Origin of the sequence: Acinetobacter qingfengensis, from assembly GCF_008693185.1 — a bacterium.
GTDB lineage: Bacteria > Pseudomonadota > Gammaproteobacteria > Pseudomonadales > Moraxellaceae > Acinetobacter > Acinetobacter qingfengensis.
On the sequence record NZ_VXKN01000002.1, the window covers coordinates 453,640 to 472,460 of the forward strand.

Sequence of the window (18,821 nt, forward strand, 5' to 3'; positions counted from 1 at the left end):
CTGATTAAAACTCTTTTAATCTGTGCTGTATTACACTAAATCCTCCATAATTTTTGCTTCTGGCCAGCATAATGACATCCCTAAACCGCTACGACGACGCAACCATGCGCTGAGGCGATAACGTGGATCTCCTGTGATGTGATAAATTGAACTTAAAATTTCTGCTATTTTTTCTGCACCAAGCTCATCGCCCCATTGTAACAGGCCGTGAGGATAGCCTAATCCAAGCTGTACACCCTGATTCAGATCTTCAATGCTACAAATTTTTTGCTGTACAATGTCGGCAGATAAATTAATCATCATTGCCAATATGCGCTGCGCCACAAAACCGACACTATCATTAATTACAGTCACGCCAACCCCATCCTGTGCAAACAAGGCATGTGAATAATTTCTATACTGCGGATCAGTCGCAGGGTTTTGCATTAAACAACGATGCCTGTTCAAATCCAGTAACAGATCTATGCCGATGCTGTGTGCAGGGGCAGTACCAAACTGCTGACAAGCCATTGAAGTGTCCATGCCATAAAAACCAAGTATACATAGCGCTTCACTTGAAGGGGTTGGAAGATCTTCGACAATCACATTTAGTTTCTGTAATAGTTGGCTGAGCCTATGCCGATCCTCTATATGTTCCGTACCAATCCAGACAGATGGAAATTGATGCACGACAGGTACAGGTTGCTGCATATTGGTATCAATACGCTTGCCCTGCTGATATTGATAAAATCCCTTACCTGCCTTACGTCCTACAAACCCTGCATCCAGCATTTGTTGTGTAATCTGTGCAGGACGGTAACGTGGATCCTGATAAAACTGATGATAAATGGATTCATTCACTGGATGTGATACATCAAGAGCAGTCAGATCAAAAAGCTCAAATGGCCCCATACGAAACCCCAGACCTTCACGCAAAATCCGATCTATATCCTGTGGTCTGGCAACGGATTCTTTTAGAATCTGTAAGGCTTCTGTACCATAAGCCCGTCCTGCATGATTAATAATAAAACCTGGTGTATCTTTGGCCTGAATTGCATGATGCCCCATTCTTTTGGCAAAAGCATTGAGTGTTTCACAGACCTTTTGATCTGTAGCCAGGCCATTGATGACTTCTACGATTTTCATTAATGGAACGGGATTAAAGAAATGGAATCCTGCCACCCGTTCTGGATGATGGCATTTTTGGGCAATGGCTGTTACTGAGAGTGATGACGTATTGGTTGCCAAAATACATCGTGGTGAAACTATGCTTTCTAATTGCTGAAATAAATTCAGTTTAATTTCCAGACGTTCAACAATAGCTTCTATCACCAATTGGCTATCAGACAATTCTGCAAGCGTATCCACAGGCTGTAAATTTGCCAAAGCATTGGTCAGTTGTTGCGATGTAATTTTTTTCTTTTCCATTAAAGTTGTTAATGTCTGTTGCAATTGATCAATCGCTTGCTGCGCCATGCCTTGCTGTTGATCAAATAATTTGACATGAATCCCTGCTTGCGCTGCAATCTGGGCGATACCTGTTCCCATGATACCAGCACCAATAATTGCAATTTTTTCAATCACATTTAACATATCAGTGTCCTTTGAAATGTGCGGTTCTTTTTTCCAGAAATGCCTGTGCGCCTTCTTTTTGATCGTGTGAATCGAACAATAACTGAAATGCTTTACGTTCCAGAATCAATGCATTTTCCAGTGGTAAATCTGCACCAGCCAGCATAATTTCCTTAATTTGTGCCACTGTCAATGGGGAAAATGCTGCAATTTCGGTTGCGATCTGAATAGCTTTATCCAGAGTTTGGGAGGCAGGCACAACTTCACTAACCAGTCCCATTTGTAATGCTTCAGATGCCGATACAAAACAACCTGTTAACACCATTCTCATGGCCTGAAACTTACCCACAGCACGAATCAAACGCTGAGTACCACCAGCACCTGGCATTAGTCCCAGTTTGACTTCTGGTTGTCCAAATCGGGCATTATCTCCTGCAATAATGATATCGCAATGCATTGCAAGCTCACAGCCACCACCCAATGCAAAACCATTGACTGCGGCAATCACGGGTTTGGGGCAACGACTAATGGATTCCCAGAGATATTCTGTATGTCTTAAGTACATTTCTGTACTTGAAGCATGGGCAAACTCACGAACATCTGCACCTGCTACAAAACAGTTTTCATTACCTGTCAAAACAATGGATCTGATGTCATGCTCAAATGATAATGTCTTAAAAATATTGGCAAGTTCCTGACGTACTTGCATATTGAGTGCATTTTTTGCTTCTGGTCGATTAATCTTTACAATGGCAATACCATCATCCTGACGTACTACATTCACCATATTATCCAAGAGAAAATTCCTTTATATGTAACTTATTCAGGATATGGACATGGCATATATACAACACCATGTCCATTGAAACTGGCATTGCAATAATTATTGATTAACGGCTTTGACGACATCACGACCAAGTGCCTTATTAATGGCAGGAATAATGGTTGTTCCCCATAATTCGATCTGACGTAACATGGTCTTTTCATCAAAATCACCCAATTGGGTTTGAATCGCGATCTGATCAGGTTGTAGAATTTCAATTTCTTGCAGCAATTTGTCGATCACATAATTCACACTGCCGACGGGCAGATTTTTACGCATTTGTTCAAAAGACAAATCCTGCTCGGTTGGTATTTCCTTGATTAAATAGCCATCTTCACTTTGTTCCTTACGTTTTTGTAGTGCTTCGGAAAGACGGCGCTGAAAACGGGCATTATCCAGATAACTATCAATTTCTGCCTGATTATCACTGGCATAACAACAACGTAAAAATGCGATTCTGGAATCCTTAACCTGTTTACCTTCACTTTCCGCTGCGGCAACCAAATTATCCCGCACACTCTGAATTGTATCGTTGCCATCATGAAAAGCTGTGACAAAAATATTATGACCTTCTCTGAATGCACGAGCCATACTACGTTCTGAACCTGCTGCAACCCAGATTGGTGGTGTGGGTTGTTGTACTGTGCGTACAGATATTGCTGTAGGCTGAATCTGGAGATGTTGTCCCTGATGTTCAAAAATTTTCTGTCGCATCCCTTTCATCAGAATGTCCAGATATTCTGAAAAGACTGCGGGTGCATCACTGACATTCGTACCAAAACGCTCAAATTCAAATTGCTGATAACCAGATCCGACACCCAATTCCAGACGACCATTGGTTACTGTATCGGCAAAACCAATTTCTGATAACAAACGTTGAGGTTGATAAAGTGGTAATACACAAACAGCTGTTCCCAGACGTATACGCTCAGTTAAACCGGCACAGGCAGCCACCATCATTAATGGCGACGGAACCAGACTATAATTATTAAAGTGATGTTCAGCGAACCATGCTGCATCAAATCCTGCTTTTTCTGCTGTAACGGTCTGTTCTATTGAATGACGAATAACTTGCGCCGAAGTCTGATGATAACCACGTTGTGCAGCAAGAATAAATGTACCAAATTCCATGTCAACTATCCTTTTCCATAAATATAATGTGTGCTTACATTGTGTTTTCTTCCACAAATCATGCTGTTTTTTTGGACTGCACTTTACCAGGGAAAGAATGCCTAATCAGCCTTTCCTACACGGTATTTACAGTGCAACTTCTTGTTAGAAGATGATTTTAAGTTTACGAAAATTTAAAAATTTTTCTAGATAATTCATAAATTTAGACGCATAATTCATATATATGAATTATGCGTCTAATCTCCAGAAAATTGTGCAGTTGTGCCATCAAAAAAAGCCGCAATGCCACGTTTATAATCAGCACTAAAACCTGCCTGACGCTGCAATGTTGCTTCCAATAGCAATTGTTGTTCCAGATGATTTGTTGCCGAATGAGTAAATGTTTGTTTAATGGCTGCAAATGATTGTGTTGGCCTGGAAGCCAATTGTTTGACGAGTTGTTCTGCTTCGGGTAATAGTTGATCTTTAGGTAATGTTTGCCAGATCATGCCCCATTCTTTAGCCTGTTGCGCCTGAACAGGTTCTGCCAGAATGGTTAGGGCTTTTGCTCGAGCAGTACCAATTAACCTTGGTAAATGCCAGCTAATCCCTGCATCTGGTGCCAAACCAATTTTAGAAAAAGATAAAATAAATCGGGCATTTTCTTCTGCCATGACCAGATCACAGGCTAAAGCCAGACTTACACCTGCTCCCGCAGCCACACCATTTACAGCACATACAATGGGTTTTGCTGCCTGATGAATGGCCATAATCACTGGATTATAATGATTCATTAAGGAATCGCCCAGATCTGCACTATTCTCCTGATCTTTACGTTCATTTAAATCCTGTCCTGCACAAAAGCCACGTCCTGCACCTGTCAATAAAATTGCCCTACAGCTACGATCTGCCGTAGCAGTAAAAATGGCATCCTGTAATGCCTGCAACATGGGTTCGTTAAAGGCGTTTAATTTCTCAGGTCGGTTAAGGGTAATCACTGTATAATTACTTTCTTTACGTACCAATACAGTCGGCTGGATATCTGAGAAAGATGTAGCAGGTAACCATTCAATATGTGCTTTTATGGCATTGGTTTCTGGGTGAATCCAGCCATATTTTTTTGCTCCCTGTAACATTTGGTTAAAATCACTCAACCATTGCTCACTGCTAGAAAAACGCTTTACCTGCTCTGGAAGAATCCAGACATGATCTGCATTTTCATATTGAAAATCAGTAATTTCTGGTTGCTCACCAACATGAAATCCTTCCAGAATAAATTTAAATGACTTGAAATTCTCTACATCATCCAGACGTAATCCCAGATCTTTATTAAAAACCAGCTCCATAATTGTTATTTCCTCATAATTCCTGATTCAGATTGATAATATAGTCTATTTCCCAAAGCTTTCCAGCCACCATCAACATAAAACGCTGCGCCATTAATATAGGTGGCAGCATCTGAGGCAAGGAAGAATGCAGCATCTGCTACATGCTGTGGTTGCCCCAGATAACCCAATGGGATTCGCTGGCAAATACTTGCCACATCAATGTATCCTGCCCGTTGCAATTGTGTCATGCCTTGTGTCTGAATATGACCTGGACACAAGGTAACAATTCGTATTCCTTGTGGTGCCAATTCGGCAGCCAGACAACGGCTTAACATTTCCAGTGCTGCTTTTGATGCCTCATAAGCATGTCCTGATGACAAAGGTAGATAAGCATGACTTGAATCAACATTGATGATCATGCCTTGACCATTCTGCATTGCAGGTACAATCTCACGCATACAACAAAATGCACCCTCAAGATTCGTTGCAAAAAGTTTTTCAATCACCGCAATAGATGATTGCTCATTCGGTAGATCCTGCGCCACCAAACCTGCATTAGTGATTAGAATATCTACTGTTGAATATTTTTGCCTGATGGTAGAAAACACTTGTTTAACCTGTTGTTCATCACCAATATCCAGACAAAAACTGAGATGTTGTAATCCAAGTTTCTGGTTAAACTGTGTCAGTTTTTCCTGATTACAATCCAGTAAAATCAATTGATCGCCCTGTTGGGCAAATCGTTCGGCAATGGCTTGTCCAATGCCCTGTGCTGCTCCAGTTACAATAACTACTCTTGGTTTTTGTTGTGAGTTTATGGCATGAATTTCCTGTTCTGGAATACCATTGATTGCTGGATAAGCAGTCCCTGCCTGATTAAAACAGGCCCAGCCGCCATCAACAGTAACGATGCTTCCTGTAATATAAGCTGCCTGTGTTGAAGCAAGAAAATTCACGACTTTTGCAATTTCTTCAGGGCGAGCCAGCCGCCCCATAGGAATCCGTTGTCGTACCTGTTGAAGATCAATTTTTCCTGAGCTTTCCAGTGCTGCAACCATAGGGGTTCTGACATAGCCTGGCGCAATGGCATTCACTCGTATACCCGTTGCAGCCAATTCACAGGCCAAAGTATGCGTTAAACTAATCATGGCAGCTTTGGATGCAGAATATGCATTTCTTTTTGGATTGGACACCAATCCTGCCAATGAAGCAATATTGACAATAGCGGCTTCTCGTGAAGACATCCACGCTAGACATTCCCGAATCAATTGTAATGGGCCAGTCCAGTTTACTGAAATTGCCTGTTTAAATTCATCAATTGAAGTATCAATGGTTGCTGACATGGTTGGCCCCACAGCAGCATTATTCACAATCAGATCAATCTGTCCAAATCGTTCACCGACGTTCTGAACAACACGGCCAATTTGTGCATAGTCTGATAAATCACATCCAAATCCTGTATGTTGATGGCCCAATTCTGCCATTTGCTGTTGAACTTTTACACTGTCGATATCCAGGCCAACAATCTGATAACCTGCCTGAATCAGGGTTATACAAATTGCCTGGCCAATACCTCCTGTTGCCCCTGTTACAATGGCAATTTTCTGTTGTTGTTGCATTGCAGCCACCATATTCAGAGTTTCAGACCATTCTTTCCAGTTTGCGAAATAAGCCATCACGGTATAACAGTACATTTTGATCCTGATATTCCGCTGCCAATACTCGCCCAATATATAAATTGTGTGTCCCAGAAGAAATACATTGCTCTACGACACAATCAAATGCAGCGACTGCCCCTTGTAATACAGGCGCACCTGTCATCAGAGTATGCCATTCACCTTCGCTATAGCGTTGTTCTGGCGTTACACCAGGTGTAGAAAATAATCGGGCAATACTGTGTTGTTCCTCTGTCAGCATATTTATGGCAAATACACCACTCTGGGCAATCATTTTTTCAGCACTGGCATTTCTATTAACACAAACCAGCATACTTGGCGGTTCCATGGAAACAGAACAAATGGCCGTAGCAGTTAAACCATGTCGTAAATCTCCCAGAGAGGTAGTAACAATAGCAACTGGAGAGGCAATATGGCGCATAGATTGTTTAAAGGTCGCAATTTCTACACTTTGCACTACCGAACTATTTTCCATGATTTCTGAACATTTTTTTAAAACTTGAGCTTCCATTGACATATTCTGATCCTTTAATTTCCCTGGATTCTATCCCTGCAAGAGATCATTACGATGTCTTGTTTAAGGAGGTCATGCAACAAGTTTTACCACCTGCTGCATACATTCACACATATGAATTTTGATGCTTATTTCTTCGGAATAATTAAGGCATCCAGTGCCACCACACCTTTTCCTTTAGGTCGTACAATCACTGGATTTAAATCTATACTTTCAAACTGATGAGCATTACTTGCAGCAAATTGTGATAAATCTGCCAGCATGTTTGCCAATGCATCAATATCGGCAGGCAACTCTCCCCTTACCCCTTCCAGCATGGCAGACCCTTTGATTTCCATGATCATGCGATAGGCTTCCTGATGATTAAATGGGGCGATCCTAAAGGTAATATCCTTCAATACTTCAACAAAAACACCCCCCAGACCAAACATCACGACAGGCCCAAAGGTATCATCATTAAACACGCCAACAATGGTTTCAATGCCACCACTAATCATGGGCGATAAGATGACGCCATCAATATGTGCATCTGGTGCAAGTTGACGCACACGATCCAGCATATCTTGCTTGGCCTGTCGAACTTCCTCGGCACTATTTAAATGTAATTTTACTCCACCAACTTCTGTTTTATGGGGTAAATCTGCCGATGCAATTTTCATCACCTGCGGATAACCAATACGATTGGCAGCCTGTGCAGGATCCTGCATGACATCAACAAATTCTTCTGCTGGAAATGGAACGCCCGCTTGCCCTAGAATATGTTTTGCTTCATGTTCATTCATCATTCGCTGAGGAATCGCAATCGTTGAACCTGACGAGGCTTTTAACTGGTCTTTTGCTGCCTCTTGCCATTGTTTTAATTGCACTATCGCCCCTAGTGCATGTATCAGCGCGGCACCATCTTCATAAACCAGAAAACCCTTATCTTCATAATTGCGTATGATGTCTACAGGAGCCGACATGGTTAAACATTTGATACAGGATGTGGCATTCTCGGTTGCTTCATCAAGTGCCTGACATAAAGCATCAGCAAAAGTCGGACTACTTGGCCCACTGCCCAATATGCCAGCAAAAAAGTGATATTGTCCTTTTTCGATCATGGCCCGAATAAACGCTGTCATCATTGGCAAATCTGTGACTGCCTGTGCCGTAGCATCAACAGGATTAACAGGAGATGCGTAAGGCAGTAATTGTCTTAATTCATCCTGTGCAGCTTCGGGCATTGGTGCAACATCAAGACCTGCTGCCTCGGCATCATCTGCCATCTGGATACCAAATCCACCTGATAATGTAAAAATGCCTAGCCGATTCCCTGTTACCTGACCCGCCCGAGTGACGGCATAAGCAATATCAATCTGTTCTGCTGTAGTTTTCGCACGGTATACCCCATATTGCCGCAAGACCGCATCAAATACTGTATCTGAACCTGCCAATGCGGCAGTATGAGAGCTAGCTGCCTGCGCACCCACTGCTGAACGTCCAACTTTCATAAAAATAATGGATACACCATTCTGCTGTGCCTTTTCCAGTGCAGCAATAAAACGATCCCGATGCCGAATACCTTCGGCATATGCCAGAACCACTTTCACTTCAGGTTGCTCGACAACCCAGCCAAGGGCTTCGGCCATATCAATATCACATTCGTTTCCTGTGGTTACCCAATAACCAACTCCCAGACCACGCTTTCTACATAAATGTGCAATATGTGAACCATAAGCACCACTTTGTGAAACAATAGAAACTGCACCAGGCTCAATAAAATGCCCGTCCAGTACAGTTGAAAATGTGCCATAAAATTTTTTATAGGCATTAAAAACACCAAGACAATTCGGCCCTAAAAGTCTGAGCTTAGTTTCCTTTGCAGCATCTAGCATTTGCTGCTGCATGATTTTGCCTTCATCTCCTGCTTCAGCAAAACCAGCAGAAAAAACGATTGCGGTCTGGATCCCTTTTTCGGCGCAGTCCCTTACCGCCTGTACTGTTGCAGATGCAGGTACCGCCAGTAAAGCAACATCAGCCGCTTTGGGTAAACTTGCCAGATCTGGATATGCCCTGACCCCCTGTACATGCTCCCGATTAGGATTAACAGGAAAAATTTCTCCTTGATAACCACTGGTCATTAAATAACGTAATGGCCGACCACCAATACGGGCAGGATGATCAGAAGCACCAATCAGGGCAACTGAATCTGGATTGAGCAAAGCATTTAATACTGAATGAGTCATCATCAATTCCTGTTATTTATCTGATTATTGTTGATATCGTGGTTCTGCAATTCCCTGCACACCCAAACCATGAATTGAAAATAAAAAACCACCATCTGGATGTCTGGAAATAATACGTCCTGTTCCCGAATTCTTGATTGATGTCACAAACAGGGTTGCCAGATCATCACCACCAAAAGCCAGACAGGATGGCATGTCTACAGGTGATTTAATGAGACGATCCAACACGCCATCTGGCGAAAATCTGGCAATTTTTCCAGCTTGTACCAATGCCACCCATAAGTATCCTTCTGCATCTACCGTTGCGCCATCAGGTGCAGAACCCAGTATTGATGTTTCTGCAAAAATACGTGCTGACGTTAAGGGTTGTTGGCCATCGCCATACTCATAAGCCCGAATATTCTGATCCAGACTATCCGCAAAATAAAAAATCGTGCCATCTGGGCTAAATGCAATACTGTTGGAAATACGAATCCCATTGGCCAGCCTCTCAGCATCACCATTGCGATTTAAGCGATATAACTCACCTACTGGTTTGGCATGTACGCCCATTGAACCGCACACAAAATTGCCATAACGATCAATACGACCATCATTAAAACGAACCTCTGGATTAGGTGGAATAGGTTGCATCAAAGCATGGAATGTTCCTGTTTCCAGATTCAGTTGATAAAATCCATCTGACAACCCAGTAATTAAGCTATTTTTTGGCCCAAGTGCGACACAACCGATGCTTGAAGGTGTTTTCCATTGGGAAAACTGCTGTGTAGACGGAATATAGCGCCGAACATAACACCCCACGCTATCAACCCAATAAAGGCATGAATGTTGTGCATCCCATACTGGACTTTCACCAAGTAAATCAGGCTTATGACTGATCCTTGTATATGTAATTGACATCCTTTTCTCACCATATTCAACGAGTAACTGTTAAATTTTTCCATGTTTGGTGTTTTGTGTGCGTCATTGTTTATTGATCTGTTTAATGAGGCACGGTTTTAGCCAGATTTTTGCCATACGTCAGCATCAATATCACAACCTCATTGCCGCCCACAAAATATCATCCTATTGATTGTAGACTTTATGATTTATCCAAAGATTCAGGAAAATGCATAAGTGCTTGCACCATCAACAAACAGCACGTCACCCGAAATAAAACTGGAATCTTCACTTGCAAGAAATACTGCGGCTTTGGCAACATCTTGCGCAGAACATAAGCGACCTAATGGAATCCGTTGACGGCGGCGTTCCCAGGCTTCTTCAGATACCACCAACTTGGCGCCTTCTGTAGGTGTAGAACTAGGAGCAATGGCATTAACACGAATATTATATTCACCAAATTCGGCTGCCCCAGAACGAGTTAAACCAGAAACAGCACTTTTAATGGCGCTATACATGACGCCATGACGCATTGCCAGTACAGAAGATGGAGAACCAATATTGATAATGCTGCCACCGCCCGCCTGAATCATATCGTTTAATACCGCCTGATAACCCCAGACAACGCCTTTTAATCCAACATCAATCATTCTATCAATCATGCTTTCAGTCTGTTCCATCAATGGCCCATAACGGTTCCACATGGCATTATTGACCAGAATAGCTGGCGCTCCGAAATGCTGTCTGAGTTGCTCAACGGCATGTTCAACATCCTGCTTGATTGCCACATTGCCAACCAGTGCCACAGCTTGTCCACCTGCCGCCTGAATGGCATGCACGGCTTCCAGTGCAACATCCTGTTTTAAATCCAGTACACCAACCAGTGCGCCTTCCTGAGCAAATGCTTCACAAATTGCACGACCAATGCCTCGACCACCACCTGTAACTAAAGCCACTTTTCCTTTTAGCTTTTGCATTATTCTTCTCCCTATATCAGTTTTCCATAATTTTTAAGGTGTTTGACACGCTGCTTGACAAATACATCGTGTCACGTAATGCTAATTAGCGACAACAAAAATATGGATATGCAATTAAATTTCACAAATGTGAAATTCAGGGAAAAGGAGTGTTTTTATTATGCATTCATCACAAGTCAAATCTGCCATGCGGGCACTGGAAATTATGGAATTGTTCCGTGCCGTCAAACAGCCACGTTCTATGAGCGAAATCTCTATTGCTCTGGGCTATCCGCAATCCAGTACCACTGTTTTATTAAAAACACTGATTTCACTTGGTTATCTCAATTTTAATCGCAAAGAGCGTTTATACTTTCCGACCTTAAAAGTGTCGGCTCTGGGGGACTGGATAGCAAACAGCCTATTTTCTTCTCGTGCAATTCTTGAAATTTTACAGGATGTTCATGCAGAAACAGGCGAAACTGTTGCCATCACAACAAAAAACGACATCTATGTACAATATATCCAGATTATTCAATCAGTTCACGCTTTGCGTTTTCATGTTAATGAAAATGAAATCAGACCATTAACCATGTCTTCTACAGGCTGGATGTTAATGTCTACTATGGATGATAAAACACTAGATAATACCATTCGGCGAGCCAATGTGATCACCCAGAAAGAAGGGGTACGCTTTGAGATTAATGAAATGATGACACGCATTCATCGTATTCGGGAACAAGGCTATGCCAGTGCAGAACACCTGCCTTTTATTGGAGGTGGAACAATCTGTGTGTTATTACCCATCACGATTCAGGGACAACCCGTAACCATGGGGCTAGGTGGCGCTCTTGATCGCATTAAGCAGAATTATGACCACTATCTGGAATTATTATTGCAGGGTGCCAAACAGCTTAAAAGTAGCGATCGTTTTCATGAACCCATTGAATTACCTTATTAAATGGCTGGCATCTCTTTTCCATAACTCACATAAAAATGAGGCTTTAACCCTGAGTTATCGCCTCATTTTTTCCAGTTAAGGAAGTTTTAATACGACTTTTGCCAGAATATTACGCTGAATTTCGTTAGAGCCGCCAAATATAGCTGGGGCTCGGGAATCAAGAAATAAATTCATGGCATCGACTGCACCCAGATCTGTTTGAATATCGTCATTATAACGTGCCTGCTCTCCTGCCAGTGTGAGCATTTCTTCAGTAATGCGCTGATAAAGTTCTGTCGCAAAAATTTTTAATACCGAAACATCTGCCCCAAGTTGTCCACCACTACGCAACACTTTGGCATAACGTTCATAACTGGAACTTAAATCGTATACATCCAGTCTAAGCTGAGCATATCGGGATAAAAAAGCAGAATCAGCAAAAGCATTCATGCTTTCTGCCAGTTTATCCAGTCGCCCAAGGGCAATCTCTGCACGAGTTGGCGCTCCCAGAAAAATACGTTCATGCCCCAAAACAGATTTTGCAATCGTCCATCCCTGATTTAATTCACCTACCAGATTTTGTTTTGGCACACGGACATTATCAAAGAAGACTTCACAAAAATCTTCTTCTCCACGTAAATTGGCAATTGGACGTACATCAACACCAGCAGTTGTCATATCAACCAGTAACACTGAAATACCACGCTGAGGTTTTACCTCCCGATCAGTTCGTACCAAAAGGAAAATCCAGTTTGCACAGGTTGCCAGTGTTGTCCATATTTTTTGTCCATTGACAATAAACTCATCGCCTTCCTGTATGGCATGAGTTCGTAAACTTGCTAAATCGGAACCTGCATTTGGTTCAGAATATCCCTGACACCACATATCTTCACCCGATAATATTCTGGGTAAAAAGTAATTTTTTTGGTCTTCAGTTCCATAATGCAGTAATAACGGCCCCGTCAAGCCAATACCATGATCTGGAATACGAGGACATCCTAAACGCCCCCATTCTTCAACATAAATCATATGTTTCGCTGGATTAAGTCCCATTCCACCATATTCTACGGGCCAGACTGGTGCTAACCAGCCTTTCTGAGCGAGTGCCTGATACCAGACTTTTACTTCTTCATATAAAGGACGCTGTTTACGCATATAGCGCAATTCTTCTGGGCAATTTTCCAGTACCCAGTCCCGAAAAATTTGACGAAATTCATCATCAGATAAACTGTTCCAATCTGTCATTACAAACTATCCTTAAATACAGGTTGACGCTTTTCCAGAAATGCCCGCATGGCTTCTTTTGAATCCTCATGTCGGGTCATTTCGACCGTTAAATTCTGCTCAAAACGATAGCCATCTTTTAATCCCATTGTTTCCACAGTATTAATTGCCCGTTTGGCAAGTTTTAATGCTGCTGGACTTTTACTGGCAATACTTTCTGCAATGGCCATGGCTTCTTCCATTAATTTGTCTGGCGCAGTACAAGCCTCAATAATGCCCCGACGGTATAATTCTGCTGCGGAAACCCGATATCCAGAAAGTACCATACGGCGGGTGAGCGAATGTGGGAACAAACGCATGGCATGTCGTACACCACCCATTAAGCCAATATCAATTTCAGGTAATCCAAATACTGCATTTTCAGAAGCCAGAATAATATCCGAACATAATACCAACCCTAATCCCGCACCAAGTGCTGGGCCATTTACCGCAGCAATGACAGGTTTATTGGATTCCATAATACAAAATCCAACCTCACGGGTACGCCGAAGATGTCGATAGGTTTCTCCAGGAATATCTCCTACATTACCTCGTGATTTAATATCAGCTCCCGCAGAAAAGACTTTTCCTACAGCCGTAAGCAGAATGACCCGTACTTCTGGCGTATCATTCAGCTCATCAAATACACTAATCAACTCATCGGCAAATTCCCGTGATTGTGCATTTACAGGAGGATTGTCCAAAGTCACAATTGCAATATGATTTGAAATCTGGGTCTTGATTAATTGATTTAACATGATGATTCCTTTCGCTGTTTCAGGCAGCACGTTCCATTGCAATAAATTGCATTCGTAGTTTTTCAGCATCGCCAAGAGATGCCGCCAGATTAATAGATCGTTTTAAATACAATCCAATATCGCATTCATCAGTAAACCCCATCGCACCAAATAAATGTACAGCTTGCCGACCAATGCCTGTTGCCGCATCACTACAGCGAATTTTTGCAGCCAATATTGCCATATGGGTTTTCGATGAATCCTGCAAAGCCAAACATTCAATGGCATTATCAATGCTGGCACAGGCAAATTCTGCCTTGGCCCACATATCAACCAGTCTATGTTGGATCACTTGAAAACTTGCAATTGGTTTTCCAAACTGTATACGCTGCTGGGTATATTCACTGGTTAATAAAAATGACTTGCTGGCTAGCCCCGCAAGCTCTGCTGATAATGCTAGTCTAGCCATATCTAATGCATATTGTATTTGCTGATCCAGATTACCAGAAGCCAGCACTTGATCTGCAGCTACAGTAAATTGTTCAAGTTGCAAACTAGATAAAATCGTACCATCTACTGCGGGCCGATCCGTTCTAAAATTCTGGACATCCTGCGCTGAAATACTGAGTAAATAATGTTGTGTATCATCCTGTGCCAACACAATAAAATCTGTTGCCTGACAGCCAGCATCCAGATATTCACAACATCCAGTAATATAAAATCCATCATCCTGCTTTTGAGCCTGCAATACATGATTGATCGCTGGAATCACCAGTGCTTTTCCTGTAATCATGTCGGAAGCTAATCGGCTGCGTTCCAGAGATACGTCCGATTCAGCCAGTAAAACACTGGTTAACACAGATGCTGTCACCATTGGCGAAACAATCAGGGCTTCCCCCAAAGCATGACTAATAACAACCTGTTCCCGCAAGCTCAAGCCTGAACCACCCAATGTTTCTGGCAATAATAGCCCAATCCAGCCTGCTTCAATCATGGCCTGCCATTGTGCTTTATCCAGTCCCTGTCCCGAATTTCTAATATTTCGTAATCCCTTTGGGCCTGGATATTTTTCGGAAAATGACTGAACACTCTCCTGCAACATGGCAAGTACGCCATCTGTATCTTCTATCATTAACTTTGACATTTTTAATCTCGCATCATCACCATGAATTATTGATCTGTACTGAACACAAAATCTTTGAACTGCTCGCGTAAAACATTTTTCTGCAACTTTCCTGTTGCGGTATGCGGTAATGAATCCACAAAAACAATATCATCAGGTAACCACCACTTCGCCACATGACAGGCAAGAAAATCCTTTAACTCATCCTGAGTTACTTCAGTATCAGGCCGTTTAATTGCAACCAGTAAAGGTCTTTCCTGCCATTTGCTATGGTGTAAACCAACAACCGCAGCCTCTAGAATTGCCGGATGTGCTACAGCCGTATTTTCCAGATCAATCGAACTAATCCACTCTCCACCAGACTTGATGACGTCTTTGGAACGATCAGTAATTTGTAAATAACCCTGCGCCGAAATACAGGCAATATCTCCTGTAGAAAACCAGCCATCCTTATCCAGCACATCATGATCAGGCATTTTAAAATAGGCATTCGCAATCCACGGCCCTCTAACCTGTAAGTGTCCAGCCACAATGCCATCTCTGGCTAGAATCTTGCCTTCATCATCTACTATGCGAATTTCAACCCCGTAAATGACCCGCCCCTGCTTCGCTTGTAAATCAAACTTTTGTTGCTGCGAAAGATGTTGATGTTCTGGCAATAAATTACCAATCGTTCCCATTGGGCTGGTTTCAGTCATGCCCCATGCGTGAATTGTTTTGGCTCCCAGATGGGTATGAATACGATCAATCAAAGCTCGAGGTGCTGCTGACCCACCCATCACAATACGATTTAATTTAAGCGTTTTTGCCCGATCAGGAGCGCTCTCCAGATAATTCATAAAACCTAACCAGACTGTCGGTACCCCAATTGACATGGTACATTGTTCATTATTGGCCAATTCGCAGATACTTTCTCCATCCAGTCCCAGACCCGGTAAACAGAGTTTTGCCCCACACATTGCAGCGGCATAGGGAAAACCCCAGGCATTCACATGAAACATTGGTACAACCAACAATACACTATCCTGTCTTGAGAGCTGCAAACCATCTACCGTACATACAGTGAACGCATGTAATACTGTAGAACGGTGACTATATAAAACACCTTTGGGCTGTCCTGTTGTCCCTGAGGTATAGCATAATGATGCTGCCTGTGTTTCCTGAAACTGAGGCCAGTCATAAACGTCATCCTGTGCATTGAGTAAATCTTCATAACACAGACAATCAGGTATTTCGGCAGGGAGATGTTCACGGTCTGTCATGGCAATAAATGCTTGGACATGTGTTAATTTCGATAATAACGGAAGCAGTAATGCCGTAAAACTGATGTCAAAAAACAATACTGTATCTTCGGCATGCTGAATAATATATTCAATCTGATCAGCAAATAATCTTGGATTAATGGTATGCAATACTGCACCCATACCAGGTACAGCAAAATATAATTCCTGATGACGAAACGTATTCCAGGCCAATGTTCCGACCCGATCACCGGTATTAATTCCCAAAGCCAGCAAGGCTTTTGCCAGTTTTTTTGATCGCGACCTCAAATTAGCATAATTACTACGAACTTCAACTCCCTCACAAGTTTGGGATACAATTTCTACATTTGAGTGATTTAATCCAGCATATTCTATCAATGTAGATATCAATAGTTGCCTATCTTGCATTAATCCTTGCATTATAGTGACTCCATATATTCACTAACATCCATTTTATTTGTAGCAACATACTTAATTTATTATGTATTACAAGCTGATTTAAAGAATGTAAGATTTCACTATTTTTTGTCAAACAATAACATTACCACTCATACAATATTACATATATGAATTTGAGTTTTTAAGCCTAATACATTTTTAAAAAATCTCCCTTCCAGTTTAATAAAAACAATTATCCATATAAATATTCCAGATATACAGGATAAATCTTATTTTAATCAGACAATAAAACCATCATTTAATCGTATCATTGTAGATCTTAATCTTTATCAAAGTTCTGAAATTGACTGATCTATATTTTCAGGATCATACCGTAAGGTTGTAGAAGGTAATTCTCCAAACTTTTGTTTATATAATCGAATAAATGTACCTAGATTGAGATATCCAGATGCATAAGCAATTTCTGCAATACTGGCGCCAATCGGGGCATTCATTAAATCCTTGCGCACAATCTGAAGTCTTAAATCTCGGATAAATAGACTGGGTGAGATATTTCTATACTTCCTGAATCCATTGCTTAAGGTACGAATACTGACATTTGCATAGGCTGCAATTTCTTCAATTTTCAATGGAGATTGACGAATATTTTCTGCAATATATTGCTCTGCAATTTTTATAAATTTTGGAGCAATATATTTTTTTAATGCTTGAGTTTCAAAATGATTTGTATTCCACAAATGAAGTAAATATGTCATTTTTTTTTGCTGTCTTACACCTTCATTACACGCTATACTGCGGGAGTTTAAATTCACATGATAAGATTGTTGTTTTAATACAAAACTCTCTCTAAAATTATAATAGCATGCATATGAAACATATTTTAATCCATGATCATCACTTAATAAGTGCTTAGATGATCTATTCAAATTTATTTGATTCATTTTATTCATCCCTGATACATAATAAACTTAATTCCATTTACATTCCTTAAATGTCAATAGTTCCTGTATATATAAATTACTATCTTAGCGAATAACGCAATGTATAACTCAAATATTAATAAATCCTAAATAAAAAAATAGCTGTTCAACTTATCTTACTTTTATGCATTTCATTGTCAAAGTGCTTATTCTTTAAACTAAAAACATTCACATATGTGAATATTAGAATAATCATTGCAGAAATTTTCAGTCTGATTACATTAGGATGTGTAGACATTTCACAAATGCTTGCACCATAACCAGCATATAGCACAAGATTTTCTGCACGATGCCAGATAGATATTGTGAAATTCGGTCACGCCATAACCGCATTTAAAAGGAATTTATAAAATGGATATTAGTACAACCTTAATTCAGGAGTTATTGGATAAGGAAGCCATTCGGGATTGTTTATATCGTTACTGTCGGGGTATAGATAATGCAGATGAAGCCGCCTTGCGGTCTGCTTATTGGCCTGATGCAACAGACCAACATGGTGCCTATCAGGGTAATGCAGATGGTTTTATTCATTATGCACTGTTGTCCCTGCCAAATTTTGAATTAAGTATTCATCAAATTAGCAATATTCTGATTCAATATCAGACAACCTCAGCCAATGTAGAGTCAAAATTTAGTGCAATTCAACGTATGCCTGATCAAAATGGTCGCATGCAGGAAATATTCATCTGGGGCAGATATGCCGATTATTTTGAAAAACGTAATCATGAGTGGCGTATTGCTCAACGTACCGTTATTTATGACTGGTTGACTGAAACACCTGTTAATGCGGTCAATAAAAGTGAATTATTTGGGGTCAGACAGCCTATTGGTGGACAATGGCCAACAGATCCTATTTATACTGTATTTAAATAATTTAAGACCTGTCATCTGAGCGGTATGCCATTTTATCGTTCAGAACCGATACCTTAATAAATCAAACCACCCAATTGGCTGCATTATCCAGCAATCATTATCATCAAAAACAAGCCCTGCTGATTACATCAGGGCAAGAGAGATACATGACTATGAGCAATGGAAACTGCCAGCTTTATTCA

At 41.2% G+C, this 18,821-nt stretch carries 16 protein-coding genes; 2 read left to right on the top strand and 14 right to left on the bottom strand.

Annotated features, from left to right (window positions below; all coding sequences use genetic code 11):
* Nucleotides 1-30 precede the first annotated feature (30 nt).
* The 9 genes from F4V57_RS04700 to F4V57_RS04740 all read right to left on the bottom strand — a co-directional run bounded on the left by F4V57_RS04700 (nt 31) and on the right by F4V57_RS04740 (nt 11,083).
* Nucleotides 31-1,572, bottom strand: coding sequence for a 3-hydroxyacyl-CoA dehydrogenase (locus F4V57_RS04700; RefSeq protein ID WP_070069563.1), 1,542 nt, complete (start codon nt 1,570-1,572; stop codon nt 31-33).
* A gap of 1 nt (nt 1,573) precedes the next feature.
* Complete coding sequence (locus tag F4V57_RS04705) at nt 1,574-2,338, bottom strand: enoyl-CoA hydratase (protein WP_070069562.1); 765 nt, start codon at nt 2,336-2,338, stop codon at nt 1,574-1,576.
* Between the two features lie 96 nt (nt 2,339-2,434).
* The gene (locus tag F4V57_RS04710; RefSeq protein WP_070069561.1) at nt 2,435-3,505 is read right to left on the bottom strand and encodes an LLM class flavin-dependent oxidoreductase; all 1,071 of its coding nucleotides are present in this window, start codon (nt 3,503-3,505) and stop codon (nt 2,435-2,437) included.
* Nucleotides 3,506-3,741: 236 nt separating this feature from the next.
* On the bottom strand, nt 3,742-4,830 hold the full coding sequence (locus F4V57_RS04715) for an enoyl-CoA hydratase-related protein (RefSeq protein ID WP_070069560.1): 1,089 nt from the start codon (nt 4,828-4,830) through the stop codon (nt 3,742-3,744).
* Nucleotides 4,831-4,835: 5 nt separating this feature from the next.
* A complete protein-coding gene (locus F4V57_RS04720; RefSeq protein ID WP_227515676.1) occupies nt 4,836-6,506 on the bottom strand; it encodes a glucose 1-dehydrogenase in 1,671 nt (556 codons plus the stop codon).
* Nucleotides 6,454-7,005 (bottom strand): flavin reductase family protein, encoded by a 552-nt coding sequence (locus tag F4V57_RS04725; protein ID WP_070069559.1) that lies wholly within the window; start codon nt 7,003-7,005, stop codon nt 6,454-6,456. The genes F4V57_RS04720 and F4V57_RS04725 overlap by 53 nt, the downstream gene beginning before the upstream one ends.
* A gap of 125 nt (nt 7,006-7,130) precedes the next feature.
* Nucleotides 7,131-9,227 carry an acetate--CoA ligase family protein gene (locus tag F4V57_RS04730; protein WP_070069558.1) on the bottom strand — a complete coding sequence of 699 codons (2,097 nt, stop codon included), beginning with the start codon at nt 9,225-9,227 and terminating at the stop codon, nt 7,131-7,133.
* A 24-nt stretch (nt 9,228-9,251) separates the two neighbouring features.
* Nucleotides 9,252-10,127, bottom strand: a complete 876-nt coding sequence (locus F4V57_RS04735; RefSeq protein ID WP_070069557.1) for an SMP-30/gluconolactonase/LRE family protein — start codon at nt 10,125-10,127, stop codon at nt 9,252-9,254.
* 200 nt (nt 10,128-10,327) lie between these two features.
* The gene (locus F4V57_RS04740) at nt 10,328-11,083 is read right to left on the bottom strand and encodes an SDR family NAD(P)-dependent oxidoreductase (protein WP_070069556.1); all 756 of its coding nucleotides are present in this window, start codon (nt 11,081-11,083) and stop codon (nt 10,328-10,330) included.
* Between the two features lie 160 nt (nt 11,084-11,243).
* Here F4V57_RS04740 and F4V57_RS04745 point away from each other — a divergent pair, with 160 nt between their 5' ends.
* Entirely contained in the window at nt 11,244-12,023 is a 780-nt protein-coding gene (locus tag F4V57_RS04745; RefSeq protein WP_070069555.1) for an IclR family transcriptional regulator, read from the top strand.
* A 75-nt stretch (nt 12,024-12,098) separates the two neighbouring features.
* Here F4V57_RS04745 and F4V57_RS04750 read toward each other — a convergent pair whose 3' ends face one another.
* The 5 genes from F4V57_RS04750 to F4V57_RS04770 form a co-directional block, all read right to left on the bottom strand.
* A complete protein-coding gene (locus tag F4V57_RS04750) occupies nt 12,099-13,247 on the bottom strand; it encodes an acyl-CoA dehydrogenase family protein (RefSeq protein WP_070069554.1) in 1,149 nt (382 codons plus the stop codon).
* A complete protein-coding gene (locus tag F4V57_RS04755) occupies nt 13,247-14,023 on the bottom strand; it encodes an enoyl-CoA hydratase/isomerase family protein (RefSeq protein WP_070069553.1) in 777 nt (258 codons plus the stop codon). Before F4V57_RS04755 ends, F4V57_RS04750 begins: the two co-directional genes overlap by 1 nt.
* Before the next feature lie 19 nt (nt 14,024-14,042).
* The gene (locus F4V57_RS04760) at nt 14,043-15,146 is read right to left on the bottom strand and encodes an acyl-CoA dehydrogenase family protein (protein ID WP_070069552.1); all 1,104 of its coding nucleotides are present in this window, start codon (nt 15,144-15,146) and stop codon (nt 14,043-14,045) included.
* A 26-nt stretch (nt 15,147-15,172) separates the two neighbouring features.
* Complete coding sequence (locus F4V57_RS04765; protein WP_070069551.1) at nt 15,173-16,807, bottom strand: long-chain-fatty-acid--CoA ligase; 1,635 nt, start codon at nt 16,805-16,807, stop codon at nt 15,173-15,175.
* 308 nt (nt 16,808-17,115) lie between these two features.
* A complete protein-coding gene (locus F4V57_RS04770; RefSeq protein ID WP_227515675.1) occupies nt 17,116-17,727 on the bottom strand; it encodes a helix-turn-helix domain-containing protein in 612 nt (203 codons plus the stop codon).
* A gap of 390 nt (nt 17,728-18,117) precedes the next feature.
* Here F4V57_RS04770 and F4V57_RS04775 point away from each other — a divergent pair, with 390 nt between their 5' ends.
* Nucleotides 18,118-18,639, top strand: coding sequence for a nuclear transport factor 2 family protein (locus tag F4V57_RS04775; protein WP_070069550.1), 522 nt, complete (start codon nt 18,118-18,120; stop codon nt 18,637-18,639).
* The last annotated feature ends 182 nt before the right edge of the window (nt 18,640-18,821 follow it).